This window comes from Geodermatophilus sp. SYSU D01180 (assembly GCF_054050415.1).
Window position 1 is genome coordinate 26,401 of sequence record NZ_JBJGZH010000037.1, and the last position, 14,555, is coordinate 40,955.

Below are 14,555 nucleotides of genomic sequence, written 5' to 3' on the forward strand. Positions count from 1 at the left end.
TGGGCCTGCCCACCGTCTGGCCGGGAGGGGACCGGTCGCGCCGGTGGTTCCGCCGGGATGGTCCGCGCGCGGAAAGCGGCACGATCCCGTCCGGGAGCGCACTAGGGTCTCGGCGTGCTCTCCGGCCGGGACCCCGAGCGCGCTGCCATCGCCGCACTGGTGGACGAGGCGTGGGCCGGCCGGGGCGGGGCGCTGGTGCTGGTCGGATCCCCGGGCGTGGGCAAGTCGGCGCTGCTGGCCGACGCGGTGGCCCGGGCCGACGGCATGACGGTGCTGCGCACGCAGGGCCTGGAGTCGGAGTCTCCGCTGGCGTTCGCCGCGCTGCAGCGGCTGCTGCGCCCGGTCATGGCCGACGGTGCGCGTCACCTGCCGCAGCCGCAGGCCCGGGCGCTGCGAGCGGCCTTCGGCGAGATCGACGACGGCCCCGGCGATCGTTTCCTGGTCTTCCTGGCCGCGTTGAGCGTCCTCGCCGACGCAGGCCAGCAGCGCCCGGTGCTCGCCGTCGTCGACGACGCCCACTGGCTCGACGACGCGTCCGCCGCGGCGCTGCTGTTCGTGGCCCGGCGGCTGCAGGTGGAGCGGGTCGCCCTGTTGTTCACCGCCCGCGACGCCGACGTGCGCACCTTCGACAGCGGCGACCTGCCCCGTCTCGCCGTGGGCGGCATCGACGCCGACGCCGCCGGAGAACTGCTCTCCGCCCGCACCGGGGTCCCCGTCCCCCCGGACGTGCGCGACACACTGCTCGCGAGCACCGGGGGCAACCCGCTGGCGCTCGTCGAGCTCGCCGAGGTCCTGACCTCCGATCAGCTGTCCGGCCGGGCGCGGTTGCCGGCCCGGCTGCCGCTGACCGAGGGAGTGGAACGCGCCTTCCTCGACCGCCACCGGCGGCTGCCCGAGCAGGCCAGGACGATGCTGCTCGTCACGGCCGCCGACGACTCCGGCCGGGCGCGGGTCGTGCAGCAGGCGGCCGCCTCCCTGGGAGCCGGCGAGGACGCGCTGCAGGCGGCCGAGCGCTCGGGCCTGCTGCGGGTCCGCGGCGCCGCCGTCGACCTCCGGCACCCGCTGGTGCGCTCGGCGGTGTACGGCGCCGCCACCAGCACCGAGCGCCGCCGGGCCCACCGGGCCCTGGCGGCCGTGCTGACCGGCCCCGACGAGGCCGACCGGCGCGCCTGGCACCTCGCCGCCGCTGTCGAGGAGCCGGACGAGGCCGTCGTCGCCGAGCTCGACGCCGCCGCTGAGCGGGCCCGGGCGCGCGGGGGTCTGGAGGCGGCCGCCTCGGCCTGGGAACGCGCCGCCGAGCTCTCACCGGCCGGCGACGCCCAGGCCGAGCGGCTCTACGCCGCGGCCCGCTCCGCCTGGCTGGCCGCCCAGCCCGCCCGGGCCCGGGCGCTTGTCGACGCCGCCGCGGCGCAGGCCCGCGACGCGCTGCTCGCCGACGTCCTCCGGCTCCGGGCGCGCATCGAGTGGAACACCGGCTCGCTGCACGCCGGGCAGCGGATGGTGCTCGAGGCCGCCGCCGAGGTCGCCCCGCACGATCCCCAGCGGGCGCGGGAGATGGCCATGTTCGCCGCGGCGCTCGCCGCGTTCGGTGCCCGGTCCGGCAGCGCCGTCGCCCCCACCGCCCTGGTCCCCCGGCCCGGACCCGACGCACCGGTGCGCGCCCGGTGCTTCTCCGACCTGCTGCACGGCCTCGACGCCGCCGTCCACGGCGACTGGCAGGTGGCGATGCCGCCGCTGGAGGAGGCCTTCGCCCTCGCCGAGCACCTGGCCGAGGAGGACCTGGACCTGCTGCCTAACCTGGGCATCGCCGCGATGTACCTGGGCGACGACGCGCTGACCCGGCGCTACCACGAGCAGCTGCTGACCCGGGCCCGCAGCACCGGCGCGGTCGTGATGATCCTCTACTCGCTGGCCCGGCTCGGCTTCGCGGAGGTGACCACCGGGCAGTGGACCGCGGCCCGCGCCGCGGCCGCCGAGGCCCTGCCGCTGGCCGACCAGTCCGGGCACCGGGGGCTGGCCGCGCTGCCGACCGCGTGGCTGGCCCTGCTGGCCGCGCTGCGGGGCGACGACGCCGTGGACCGCCATCTCGCCGACGCGGAGCGGATCTGCGCCGACCACCCGCTCGGCATCCTGGCCGAGGTGGTGCCCGACGTGCTGCGCTGGGCCCGCGGCGTCCGCGACGCGGCCGATCCCACCGCCGCGCTGCACCAGCTGGAGCAGATCCGCCATCCGATGACCCGGCGGCTGGCCGCCACGGACCGGATCGAGGCCGCCGTGCGGGCCGGACGGCCGGAGACGGCCTCCGCCTGGGTGGAGGAGCTGGCCGGCTTCGCCGAGGCCACCGGCTCCGCGTGGGCGCACGCCGTGGCCGGGCACGGCCGGGCCCTGCTCACCGACGGTCCCGAGGCCGAGCGCTACTTCGAGCAGGCCCTCGCCGCGCACGCCAAGAGCGACCGCCCGCCCGACCGGGCCCGCACCCAGGTGGCGTACGGCGCCTTCCTGCGCCGCTCCCGCCGCCGGGTCGACGCCCGGCCCCACCTGCGCGCCGCCCTGGAGACGTTCGAGGACCTCGGTGCGCAGCCGTGGGCCGAGCGCGCCCGGCAGGAGCTGCGGGCGTCCGGCGAGACCGCCCGCCGTCGCGACGCGTCCACCGTCGTCGACCTCACCCCACAGGAGCTGCAGGTGGCCCGGTTGGTACGGCAGGGCCTGGCCAACCGGGACGTCGCCGCGCAGCTGTACGTCAGTCCGCGCACCGTCGACTTCCACCTGCGCAACGTGTTCACCAAGCTCGGCGTCAGCAGTCGCACCGAGCTGGCCGCCCACCCGCTCGACTGACGCCCGCGCTGGCGGCCGGTCCGACCCGGTGGTTTCGCCGGTGCGGCGGGAAGCGAGCGTTCGTAGCGTCCGGAGGGTGCGGAGCAGCTCGTGGACGCCGGTGGCGACGGCGGTCGACCCCTCCGCCGTCCTGACGCTCGTCGCGGTGCAGCTGCGACTGCGGGCCGGCGCGGATCCCGGCGTCTTCGCGCCCTGGATCGACCGGATCCGCGCGGAGCTCGTCCACACCCCCGACCTGGTCGGCTACGGGCTCCGGCTGACCGGCGGTGTCCTGCGAGTGGTGTCGGCCTGGAGCCGCCGGGCGTCCCTCACCGCCTTCGAGCGCGGCCCGCTGCACACCGCCGCCGAGCAGGAGCTCGCCGCGTTGCTCCACCCACCGGCGGTCGCGATCTGGCGAGCCGCGGGAACCGACCTGCCACCGGTCTGGGACGACGTCCGCCTGCGCCTGGCCGCCGCCGACAGACGGACGCGCAAGCGACTCACGGACGGTCAGCACCCCGTCCCGTGAGGCCCGCAGTGCTCGGTACGGTCGGCGCCGTGCTGGCCGGACGGGACGCCGAACGTGCGCGGATCGCCGCCCTGCTCGACGGCGCGCGCGGCGGCGCCGGAGGTGCGCTGGTGGTCCGCGGCGTCGCCGGGGCCGGCAAGTCGACGCTGCTGACCGAGGCGGTGGACGCCGCGGTGGGCATGCGGGTGCTGCGCACCTCGGGCGTGGAGTCGGAGTCGCCGCTGGCCTTCGCCGCGCTGCAGCGGCTGCTGTGGCCCCTGCGGTCGCTGCTCGCCGGGCTGCCCGCGCCGCAGCAGGCCGCGCTCGGTGCCGCCCTCGGCGAGGCCGCCGGTGAGGGGGAGCGCTTCCTGGCCTTCCTCGGCACGCTGAGCCTGCTCGCCGACGCCGCCGAGGACTCCCCCGTGCTGGCCGTCGTCGACGACGCGCACTGGCTCGACGACGCCTCGGCCGCGGCACTGCTGTTCGTCGCGCGCCGGCTGCAGGACGAGCGGGTGGCCCTGCTGTTCGCCGCCCGCGACGGCGACGCCCGCCGCTTCGACGCCCCCGACCTGCCGGCCGTCGTCCTCGGCGGCATGGCCGGGGCGGACGCCGACGCGGTGCTGTCCGCGCGGGCTACCGCCACGGTGGACCCGGCGGTGCGCGACCGGCTCGTGGCCACCACCGGCGGCAACCCGCTGGCACTGGTCGAGCTGGCCGGGGTGCTCACCCCCGAGCAGCTGAGCGGTCGGGCGCCGCTGCCCACCCAACTGCCGCTGACCGGTGGAGTGGAGCGGGGCTTTCTGGACCGCTATCGGCGGCTCGGCGAGCCGGCGCAGCGGTTGCTGCTGCTGGCCGCGGCCGATGACACCGCCCGGCTGACGGTGGTCCGGGCCGCCGCCGAGCACCTCGGGGCCGATGACGACACCCTCGACGAGGTGGAGCGCGCCGGGCTGCTGCGCGTCGACGGCGATGTGCTCACCCTGTACCACCCGCTGGTGCGCTCCGCGGTCTACCGGGCCGCGACCAGCGCGCAGCGCCGCGCGGCACACCGCGCGCTGGCCGCGGCGGTCGGCCCCGACGCCGACCGCCGGGCCTGGCACCTGGCCGCCGCCGCCGACCGGCCGGACGACACCGTCGTCACCGCCCTCGACGGCGTCGCCGAGCGCGCCGCCACCCGCGGTGGTCACGAGGCCGCGGCCGCCGCGTGGGCCCGCGCCGCCGAGCTCACCGCCGGCGGCGCGGCCCGCGGCCGGCGGCTGTACCTGGCCGCGTCGTCGGCCTGGCTGGGGGCACACCCCTCCCAGGCCACGGCGCTGGCAGCCTCGGCCGCAGCCGAGCCGCTCGAGCCGCGGCTGCGGGCGCAACTGCTCACCCTGCAGGGGCAGATCGAGTGGAACACCCGCTCGCTCGACGACGGCTACGACCACGTCCTGCAGGCCGCCCAGGTGGCCGCCGACGGGGATGAGGTGATGGCGCAGCAGCTGGCGATGCTCGCCGCCTCGCTGTCCGCCTTCGGCGCCCGGTCCCCCCGGGACGTCGACCCGGCCGCGCTGGTCCGCCCGCCGGCACCGGACGCGCCGCCCCACGTACGGGCGGCCTCCGCCCTGCTGCGCGGGTTCCGCGCCGTCGCCCGCGAGGACTGGGCCACCGCCTCCGGGTGCTTCGGCGATGCCTTCGCCCTCACCGACGCCGACCCGGCCGACGACCACGTGCTGCAACCCAACCTGGGGGTCGCGGCGATGCTCGTCGACGACGACGAGCGCGGGCTCCGGCTGCACGCCGAGCAGCTGACCGCCGCCCGCCGGGCCGGCGCGCTGAGCATGGTCGAGCACGCCCTCACGCGGGGCGCGCAGTTCCAGATCGCCACCGGCGCCTGGGCGCAGGCCGCCGGCGCCGCGACCGAGGCGCTGACGCTGACCGCCGGCACGGGACACCCCGGCCTGACCGCGCTGCCGACCGCCGAGCTCGGGTTGGTAGCCGCCCTGCGCGGGGACGACGCCGCCGACCGCCACCTGGCCGAGGCGACGGCGATCCGGGAGGCGCACCCGGTCGGGCTCGCGGACTTCGTCGTCGCCGACCTGGTGCGGTGGGCCCGGGGGCTCCGCGCCCGGCAGCCGGCGTCGGCCCTGCACCACCTCGGGCAGATCAGCTCACCGGGGTACCGCCGCATGGCCGCGCTCGACCGGCTGGAGAGCGCGGTCCGCGCCGGCCGCGAGGACCTCGCCCGCACCTGGCTGGCCGAGCTGGAGGACTTCGCCGCGGGCACCGGTGCTCCGGCCGCGCGCGCCGTGGTCGAGCACGGCCGTGCCCTGCTCTCCGGGGACGACGCCGCCGAGGAACACTTCCGGCGCGCCCTGGACGCGCACGCCACGTCGCTGCGGGTGCCCGACCGGGCACGCACCGAGCTGGCCCTCGGCGAGCACCTGCGCCGCGCACGGCGCCGGGTCGACGCCCGGGAGCACCTGCGCACCGCGCTGTCGCTGTTCGAGGAGCTGGGCGCGACCCCGTGGGCCGAGCGGGCGGCGCAGGAGCTGCGGGCGTCCGGGGAGACCGCCCGGCGTCGCGACGTCTCCACGGCCACGGAGCTGACCGCGCAGGAGCGTCAGGTGACCGCCCTGGTCCGGCAGGGCCTGTCCAACCGGGACGTCGCCGCGCAGCTGTTCGTCAGCCCGCGCACCGTCGACTTCCACCTGCGCAACGTGTTCAGCAAGCTCGGGGTGGCCTCCCGCGCTGAGCTCACCGCCCTCTCGCTGGGCTGACGCGCGGCTGCCCGGCTCTCGGGGACGGCGGGAACCCGGCGGTTCTCCCGGCGTGACGCCCCCCGGCCCGCTCCTAGCGTCCGACGCACACCCAGCCCGGACGGAGGAGCCTCCATGACCAGCACCGCCGCGACCGCGTCGCCCACGACTCGCCGCGCCCTCGGCATGCGCGGCCGGCTCGCCCGCCGGTGGCCGACCGCGCTGGGCGCCGTCGCCGCCAGCAACTGCTTCCTGCTCGTCGCGGAGCTGCCCCAGCACGCGCAGGTCTGGATCACCGCCTGGAGCGTGCTGCTCGCCGCGGTCGTCTACCTCACCTGGGGCACGGCCCGCGGTGATCTGGGGAACCGGCGGCTGCTGACCGCGCAGACCGCAGCCGTGCTCGGCTTCGGTGCCCTCGCGATCGCCGCCGTCGCCGTCGACCTCGACGCCGCGCGCTACGTGCTCGCCGCCGGCTGGCTTGCCCACGCCGGCTGGGACGTCGTCCACCACCGCCTCGGCCGGGTCGTGCCCCGCTGGTACGCCGAGACCTGCCTGGTCGCCGACCTCACCATCGCCGCCGTGCTGCTCACCGTCGGCCTCGGCTGACCGCCCCGCCCGTGCCCTCCCCTCCCCTGCCAGGAGTCGTCATGCCCACCCCCACCCCCACCGACCGGTCCCTCGACGTGCTCGTGATCGGTGCCGGCCAAGCCGGTCTCGCCATCGGCCACCACCTCGCCCGCCGCGACGCCGACTTCCTGCTGCTCGACGCCGGACCCGAGGTCGGCCACTCGTGGCGCTCCCGCTGGGACTCGCTGCGGCTGTTCAGCCCTGCCCAGTACGACTCACTGCCCGGCCTCCCGTTCCCCGCTCCCGCGGACACCCACCCGAGCAAGGACGACGTCGCCGACTACCTGGCCGGCTATGCCGCCCACTTCCAGCTGCCGGCGCGGCCGAACTCTCCGGTGCTGCAGCTGCACCGCGACGACGACGGCGACTTCACCGCCACCACGCCGACCGGGACGGTGCGCGCGAAGCAGGTCGTCGTCGCCACCGGCCCGTTCCAGACCCCGCACGTCCCCGCCCTCGCCGCCCGACTGGACCCGACGCTGTCGCAGCTGCACAGCGCCGCGTACCGCAACCCGACCCAGCTGCCGGGCGGCGGCCGGGTGCTCGTCGTCGGCGGCGCCAACTCCGGTCTGCAGATCGCCGCCGAACTCGCCGCTACCCAGCCGGTCACCGTCGCCGTCGGCACCCGGCCGACCGAGCTGCCCCAGCGCCTCGCCGGCCGCGACCTGTTCACCTGGCTGGACACGGTCGGGTTCTTTACTGTGCCCGCACACACCCGCATCGCCCGCCGGCTGCGCGCCCGCGGCGACATCGTCATCGGCACCCGCACCCGCGACCTGCGCGACCGCGGCATCGACCTCCGGCCCCGGCTCACCGCGATCACTGAACGCACCGCCCGCTTCGCCGACGGCACCACCGTCGACGTCGACGCCGTCGTATGGGCGACCGGCTACCGGCCCGACTACTCGTGGCTGCACGTGCCCGACGTGGTCGTCGACGGGCAGGTCCGGCAAGACGCCGGCGTCACCGCCGTGCCCGGGCTGTACTTCCTCGGCCTGCCGTGGCAGACCTGCCGCGGCTCGGCGCTGCTGGGCTTCGTCGGCGCGGACGCCGCCACCCTGTCCGACCGCATGGCCGCCGACGGCCATCGGGCGGGGCCGCAGGCCGGACCGGGCCGTCTCGGGTCCGCAATCCCGGCGGCCTCGTCGGCGTGAGGCCCTCTCCCGCATCCCTAGCGGCGGTCCGCCGAGCTGGCACCCATGCCCACCGCGACCCCTCGCACCCCCAGCCAACCCTGCACCGGCGCCCCGCCGACCCGCCGATCAGTTCCTTGTTGGGGCTCCGGGGGGGTTGCCCTCTGCTGCGCCACCACACTGCTGCTATTCCGGCCTCGGACGACCCAGTTGACCGCAGCCGTGTTGTGTATCACCATCTTGGCGTCGGTTTGCCCAGCTCTGGCACCGGCCACGGACGTTCGCAGGTGCCATCCGGTTCTCTGCGACCAGGGGGATCCATGTCGTCCCAGCACACCAGCGCCCGCTTGCACCGTGCCGGCCTGCCGTCGCTGGCCGTACAGGTCGACCTGGTCACCGGTCGTCTGAGCCTGGCCGGACGGCTCGAGCGCCGCAGCACTCATCTGCTCGCCACGGCCGTTACTGCCCTGCTGGTCGCCGGCCCCCGGCAATGGCACCTCGACCTCGCAGCGGTCACCGCGGTCGACACCGTCGGCCTCCGCGCGCTCGGCACCACCTACCGCCGCGCGGTGCGCCACGACCGGCAGTTGATTGTGCACCGGCCGGTGCCGGACCTGCAGCAGGCACTGCGCCGGTTGCGGCTGGATCGGCACGTGCTGGCGCCCCAGCCGATGATCGCGCCCGCCGCCTGAGTGTCAGTGCCTCTCTCATCCGGAACGTCTCTCATCCGGAACGTCCTCCTGCCTGCCGCGGCCGGATCCTCCGCGGAACCGACACGACAACGCGCCCGCGGGAGCTCACGCCTTGCGCCCGGCCGCTGCTGAGCAGGCCTCCCCGTACTTGCGGTCGTCATCGACGCTCGACCCGTGCGCCTGTCCCAGCCGGGCCACCAGGTCCGAGCCGGACCTCCGCGTGCCGGATCCCTGCCGAGGACGAGACCGGAGGACGGGCGACCGCTGCATCGACGACGCCGACGGGACATCCACGGGAAACGATCGCTGCATCCGGGGTGAAGCCCTATCTGCCTCCCCTGAGCGAGTTGTCCTCGCCCGCCCCCGGTCCCGGCCGCAGCGGCGGGGCAGGCGGCCCCAGGACGCTGGCTCGGTTCGCCGGCAGTGCATGACGCCGGTGGCGCGTCCTTGAGGTGGAAGCGGAAGTCCTCACTCGAGATCTCGCAGCCGAGTACGAAGGTGGCGAAGTCCCGCGGTGCTCCTCGTCAGTGCAGACCGATGCTGGCCCACCCGTCGAGCACGTCGACGGTGGGCGGCTCCGGCGCGTCCGGCGCCGCGGAGTGCGCGTCGGCGGCCGCGGCCCGCTTCGCCTGACGCGGCGTCATGAGCTCCGGCAGCATCTGGCCGATCGCCAGGATGTCCGCCCAGGTGAACCACACCCCGCGCTGCTGGACGCCGTCGGGGTTGCCGCTGCGCTGGTGCGGGATGCGCCGGGCGGTGACCCACCGCTTCAGCCAGGTGTCCTTGATGTTCAGGATCTGCGCCACCTCGGCGCAGTCGTAGCGGCGGAGGGTGGGGAGCTGCTCGCTGATCACCCTGGGACCTGTCCGGCGGCCGGCACCGGGGGCAATCCCCGTCAGGGCTGTCCTCCCCCGGCGGCGTCGGGACGGGCCGGCCCGAGCCCCGCTGCGGTCGCTGCAGGCACCCGAGAGCTGGGGACGGCGGGAAAGGCCCTGGTCGGTTCGCCGACCAGGGCCTTCTTCCGTTCCGGCGCCGCCGACGACGACGGCGTGCTACACGGCCACGCCGGCGCCCTGACGCCCGGCGGCGGCACGGGAACGGACCTGCCGGCCGATGAGTTCACCCGCGACCGCAGCCAGGCGCCTCGAGAGCTCGGCGTCCCGACTCGGGTCCCCGTCGGTCAGCTCGCCGAGCGCCACCACCTGGTCGAGCCCGAGTCGCCGTCGCTCGTCGGGGGTCAGCAGCGACTGCCCGACGACGGCGGAAACGGGGCGCGGCGCCGATCGTGTCGCGACGACGGCGGGCAGCTTCCCGGCCAGGGTCTGCCCGTCCATGCGGCCCTCGCCGGTGACGACGGCGGCGCAGTCGGCGACCGCGGCGTCGAAGCCGAGGAGGTCCAGGAAGAACTCCGCGCCGGCGACGCGCCGGGCGCCGAGCCACCGGCAGGCGAAGCCGAGACCGCCCGCCGCACCGGCACCGGGTTCGTCCGCGAGGTCCCCTCCGCCGTCGGCCGCTCGAAACCGGGAGGCGTCCAGCAGACCGACGAGGTGCCGCAGGCCGACCTCGAGCTTGCGGACCTGGTCCGGGGTGGCACCCTTCTGCGGGCCGAACACGGCCGCGGCACCCTCGGCGCCGAGCAGCGGGTTGGTCACGTCGGTGGCTACGACGAGCTCGACGGCGTCCAGGTCGCAGATTCCCGACGGGTCGATCTCGGCGATCTGCGTCAGCGTTCCCCCCGTCGGCTCGACGTCACGTCCTGCGTCGTCCCGGAACCGGACGCCGAGGGCGGCGAGCAGTCCCGCGCCGCCGTCGGTGCTGGCGCTGCCGCCCAGGCAGAGGACGATGCGTCGTGCTCCCGCCTCGAGCGCCGCGAGCACCGCCTGCCCGAATCCGTAGCTGGACGCGGTCATCGGGGCCGGTTCCCCGGGCGCAAGCGTGGTCAGTCCGCAGGTGTTGGCGACCTCGACGACCGCGGTGCTGCCGTCGAACGCGAACTCGGTGGTGTGCCGGCGTCCGTCGGCGCCGCGCACGGGAACCGGGCGGGGAGCGGAGCCGGCGTACAGGGCGGCGGCCACGCTGCCGTCACCGCCGTCGGCCAGCGGCAGGAGCCTCGAGGCGACACCGGCCGCCTCCAGGCCCTGCCCGATGGCCGTCGCCACCTCGAGGGCGGTGAGGGAACCCTTGAACTTGTCCGGAGCCACGAGGACGCGCATGTCAGGCCCTCGCCACCACGGGAACGGGGACGGCGACGACGCCGGGAACCGGCGGCGGCTCCGCTGATGCGGCGGCGTCGTCGGTGTCCACGGTCTCTGCCGGCACCTCGTCGATCTCGTGCAGCGGCGGGACGTCGTCACCGCGCAGGACCCGGCGGGCGCGGTCGCGGTCCAGCGTCCTGTCCCAGGCGGCGATGAAGAGGGTGGCCACGGCGTTGCCGCAGAAGTTCACCAGCGCCCGGCACTCGGACATGAACTTGTCGATGCCGAAGACGAGCATGATGCCCGCCGCCGGGATGGTGCCGACGGTGGACAGGGTCGCGGTCAGCGCGATGAAGCCGCCGCCGGCGACGCCGGCCGCGCCCTTCGACGTCAGCAGCATGACCGCGAGCAGGCCCAGCTGCTCGGCGATCGACAGGTCGGTGTTGGTGGCCTGGGCGATGTACAGGGCGGCCAGGGACAGGTAGATGGCGGCGCCGTCGAGGTTGAAGGAGTAGCCGGTCGGCACCACGAGGCCGACGGTGGACTTCTCCACGCCGGCGTGCTCCATCTTCTTCATCAGCCCGGGCAGGGCCGGCTCGGCGGTGGAGGTGCCGAGGATGAGCAGGAGCTCCTCCCGCAGGTACCGCAGCAGATGGAAGAGGTTCAGCCGCAGGTAGGCCATCACCCCGCCCAGCACGACGAAGACGAACAGCGCCGAGGTGACGTAGAACAGCGCGATGAGCGAGCCGAGGCTGGTCAGCGTCTCCAGGCCGTACTCGCCGATGGCGTAGGCCATCGCCCCGAACGCGCCGAGCGGGGCCGCCTTCATGATGAACGCGAGCACCTTGAACACCACCGCGGTCAGCCGCTGGACGCCGGACAGCACCGGGGCGCCGACCGCGCCGACCGCGTTGAGCGCCACGCCGAAGACCACGGCCATGAAGATGATCTGCAGGATCTCGCCCTCGACGAAGGGGGCGACGGCGCTCTCCGGCAGCACGCGCAGCAGGAAGTCCCACCAGTGCTGCTCCTGCCCGGCCTCCACGAGCGAGCCGACGTCCTCGGTCGGTTGCAGCGTGCTGACGTCGGCGTTCACGCCGTCACCCAGGCGGAAGAAGTTGATGGCGACCAGTCCGGCGACCATCGCCAGGATGGTGCCGATCTGGAAGTAGGTCAGCGCCTTGATCCCCGTCAGGCCGACCTTCTTCAGGTCCGCGACGCTGGCGATGCCGCCGACGATGGTGAGGAAGACGATGGGGCCGATCAGCATCTTCATCAGCCCCACGAACGCGGTGCCGATGGGCTCCATCGCGACCCCGACGCCGGGCCAGGCGGCGCCGACGACGACGCCGAGCACGATGGCGACGAGGACGTAGAAGTACAGCTGCCGGTACCAGCGCTTCTTCTCGGCCGGTGGCGTGTGCGCGTGGGACAGGTCCATGGGGGACACCTCGGTCCTTCACTGCCGGAGGGGTGGACGGGGTAGCCGCCACAGTGGGTGACTCCGGCCACACCGGTCCAAGACGCGTTCGCTACCGCACCGGTAGGTTCGGCCTATCGGTCCGCGGGAGGTGACGCGGTGGACGTCCGGCAGCTGACCTACTTCCTCGCCGTCGTCGAGACCATGAACTTCGGCCGCGCTGCGGAGCAGCTGTACATCGCGCAGCCCTCGCTGTCCCAGGCGATCGGGACACTCGAGCGCGAGCTCGGTGTGCCGCTGTTCCACCGGGTGGGCCGCGGCATCCGGCTCAGCGACGCCGGAGCCCAGCTGGTCGAACCGGCCCGCCAGGTGGTCCGTGACCTGGAGGCCGCCCGGGCCGCGGCGCTGTCCGTTCGTGGGTTGCAGCGCGGCCGGGTCGAGCTCGTCGCGATGCCCAGTCCCGGCATGGAGCCGTTGTCGACCCTGATCCGCGACTTCACCGCCGCCCATCCGGCGATGACGGTCACGGCCGACGCGGCGTTCACCCCCGAGGAGGTGGTCCAGGCAGTCAGGACCGGCCGGGCCGAGCTCGGGCTGCTCGGCGCGGCCTCGCCTCCGCACCCCGGTGGCCTGCGTGTCCTGCTGATCGAGGACCAGCCCCTGGTCCTGGTCTCCCCGCCCGAGGACGGTGCGCCGCCGGAGCACGGTGACCGCGGGCCGATGGGGGAACCGGCCATGCGCACGGTGGACCGTGCGGCCCTCGCCGGGACGCGACTGATCGTGAGCAGGCAGGGCAGCCTCATGCGGGGGCTGGTGGACGACGTCCTGGCCAGCGGCGTCGATGCGCGCATCGTCGTCGAGGTCGAGCACCGGACCTCGATCATGCCTCTGGTGCTCGCCGGTGTGGGACACGCAGTCCTGCCGTCGTCCTGGGCGCCGCTGGCGCAACGGTCGGGCGCACTGGTCCGGCGGATCGAGCCCGCCGTCCTGCTGCGGATCGCTCTCGTCTCCCGTACGAGCACCCTCACGCCGGCCGCCCAGGCCTTCGTCACGTGCGTCGAGCAGTACGTGTCCGACGCGGAGGCGGGCACAGGCCGCGCGGATCGATAGGCCCGGGCTATCCGAAGGATCGACAACACGTCTTGGACGGGCAGCGACGTGACGCCGTTCACTCGATCACGACCGCAGCAGTCGTCCCCACGGAGACCGTCATGACCGCCCAGCGCACGTTCCGCATCGCCGCCATCCCCGCCGACGGAGTCGGTGTCGAGGTCGTCGCGGCCGGCCGCGCCGTCCTCGACGCCCTCGCCGAGGCCTCGAACGGCCGCTTCACCTTCAACTGGCAGGAGTTCCCCTGGGGCGCGGACTACTACGCCCGGCACGGCCGGATGATGGACGAGGACGGCCTCGACCAGCTCAAGGACTTCGACGCCATCTACTTCGGCGCCGTCGGCTGGCCGACCGTCCCCGACCACGTCAGCCTGTGGGGCCTGCGCCTCAAGATCTGTCAGAACTTCGACCAGTGGGCCAACGTCCGCCCCGTCGAGTTCCTCCCCGGCATCCAGAGCCCGCTCCGCAAGGCCGACACGACCGACCTGAGCTGGGTCGTCGTCCGCGAGAACTCCGAGGGCGAGTACGCCGGCTTCGGCGGGCGCAACTTCGCCGGCCGCGACGACCGCGGTGAGGTCGCCGTCCAGTCCGCGGTGTTCACCGAGGTCGGCTGCGAGCGGATCATCCGGTTCGCCTTCGACCTGGCCCGCACCCGGCCCCGCAAGAAGGTCTCCAGCGTCACCAAGAGCAACGCCCAGCAGTACGGCATGGTGCTCTGGGACGACGTGTTCAAGCGCGTCGCCGCCGAGTACCCGGACGTGGAGACCGAGAGCGTGCTGGTCGACGCGATGGCCGCCAAGTTCGTCCTGCGCCCCGAGGACCTCTCCGTCGTCGTCGCGTCCAACCTCAACGCCGACATCCTCTCCGACCTCGGCAGCGCCCTCGCCGGCAGCCTCGGCCTGGCGGCCAGCGCCAACCTCAACCCGGAGCGGCGCTTCCCCTCGATGTTCGAGCCGGTCCACGGCTCCGCACCCGACATCGCCGGCCAGGGGATCTGCAACCCCGTCGGCGCCATCGGCAGCGCGGCGCTGATGCTCGAGCACTTCGGCCTGCACGACGAGGCCAAAGCCGTGCAGCACGCCATCGAGGTCACCTCGGGCAAGGGCATCCGCACCCGCGACGTCGGCGGGACCGCCAGCACGGAGGACGTCACCGCGGCCATCATCGACCACCTGTCCCTCTGACCGCCCCTACCCGGAGCAGCCCCGGCCCGCGCGCGGGCCCGGACTGCTCCCCATGCTCCGCACCACCCCCCCACCGCACGGACACCCGCCGCTTAGGACCCGAAACCACACCGCGGGGCCCCGCGGGACCGTCC

Annotated in this window: 11 protein-coding genes; 8 read left to right on the forward strand and 3 right to left on the reverse strand. The window is 75.0% G+C overall.

Annotated elements, in window-relative coordinates:
- Positions 1-114: 114 nt before the first annotated feature.
- The 6 genes from ACI8AA_RS22110 to ACI8AA_RS22135 all read left to right on the forward strand — a co-directional run bounded on the left by ACI8AA_RS22110 (position 115) and on the right by ACI8AA_RS22135 (position 8,512).
- On the forward strand, positions 115-2,835 hold the full coding sequence (locus tag ACI8AA_RS22110; RefSeq protein WP_457046518.1) for an AAA family ATPase: 2,721 nt from the start codon (positions 115-117) through the stop codon (positions 2,833-2,835).
- A 76-nt stretch (positions 2,836-2,911) separates the two neighbouring features.
- On the forward strand, positions 2,912-3,343 hold the full coding sequence (locus tag ACI8AA_RS22115) for a hypothetical protein (protein WP_457046519.1): 432 nt from the start codon (positions 2,912-2,914) through the stop codon (positions 3,341-3,343).
- Between the two features lie 29 nt (positions 3,344-3,372).
- The gene (locus ACI8AA_RS22120; RefSeq protein WP_457046520.1) at positions 3,373-6,081 is read left to right on the forward strand and encodes an AAA family ATPase; all 2,709 of its coding nucleotides are present in this window, start codon (positions 3,373-3,375) and stop codon (positions 6,079-6,081) included.
- 114 nt (positions 6,082-6,195) lie between these two features.
- The gene (locus tag ACI8AA_RS22125) at positions 6,196-6,666 is read left to right on the forward strand and encodes a hypothetical protein (RefSeq protein WP_457046521.1); all 471 of its coding nucleotides are present in this window, start codon (positions 6,196-6,198) and stop codon (positions 6,664-6,666) included.
- A gap of 41 nt (positions 6,667-6,707) precedes the next feature.
- Positions 6,708-7,841: a flavin-containing monooxygenase gene (locus ACI8AA_RS22130; RefSeq protein WP_457046522.1), complete on the forward strand. Its 1,134-nt coding sequence runs from the start codon at positions 6,708-6,710 to the stop codon at positions 7,839-7,841.
- 299 nt (positions 7,842-8,140) lie between these two features.
- Complete coding sequence (locus ACI8AA_RS22135; RefSeq protein WP_457046523.1) at positions 8,141-8,512, forward strand: STAS domain-containing protein; 372 nt, start codon at positions 8,141-8,143, stop codon at positions 8,510-8,512.
- 524 nt (positions 8,513-9,036) lie between these two features.
- On the opposite strand, the gene ACI8AA_RS22140 is transcribed toward ACI8AA_RS22135, so the two are convergent.
- The 3 genes from ACI8AA_RS22140 to dctA form a co-directional block, all read right to left on the reverse strand.
- Positions 9,037-9,366, reverse strand: a complete 330-nt coding sequence (locus ACI8AA_RS22140; protein ID WP_457046524.1) for a hypothetical protein — start codon at positions 9,364-9,366, stop codon at positions 9,037-9,039.
- A gap of 198 nt (positions 9,367-9,564) precedes the next feature.
- On the reverse strand, positions 9,565-10,725 hold the full coding sequence (locus ACI8AA_RS22145; RefSeq protein WP_457046525.1) for a glycerate kinase: 1,161 nt from the start codon (positions 10,723-10,725) through the stop codon (positions 9,565-9,567).
- A 1-nt stretch (position 10,726) separates the two neighbouring features.
- On the reverse strand, positions 10,727-12,148 hold the full coding sequence (gene dctA, locus ACI8AA_RS22150; protein WP_457046526.1) for a C4-dicarboxylate transporter DctA: 1,422 nt from the start codon (positions 12,146-12,148) through the stop codon (positions 10,727-10,729).
- A 138-nt stretch (positions 12,149-12,286) separates the two neighbouring features.
- On the opposite strand from dctA, the gene ACI8AA_RS22155 reads away from it, so the two are divergent.
- Entirely contained in the window at positions 12,287-13,237 is a 951-nt protein-coding gene (locus tag ACI8AA_RS22155) for a LysR family transcriptional regulator (protein ID WP_457046527.1), read from the forward strand.
- Positions 13,238-13,338: 101 nt separating this feature from the next.
- Positions 13,339-14,421 (forward strand): tartrate dehydrogenase, encoded by a 1,083-nt coding sequence (locus ACI8AA_RS22160; protein ID WP_457046528.1) that lies wholly within the window; start codon positions 13,339-13,341, stop codon positions 14,419-14,421.
- The last annotated feature ends 134 nt before the right edge of the window (positions 14,422-14,555 follow it).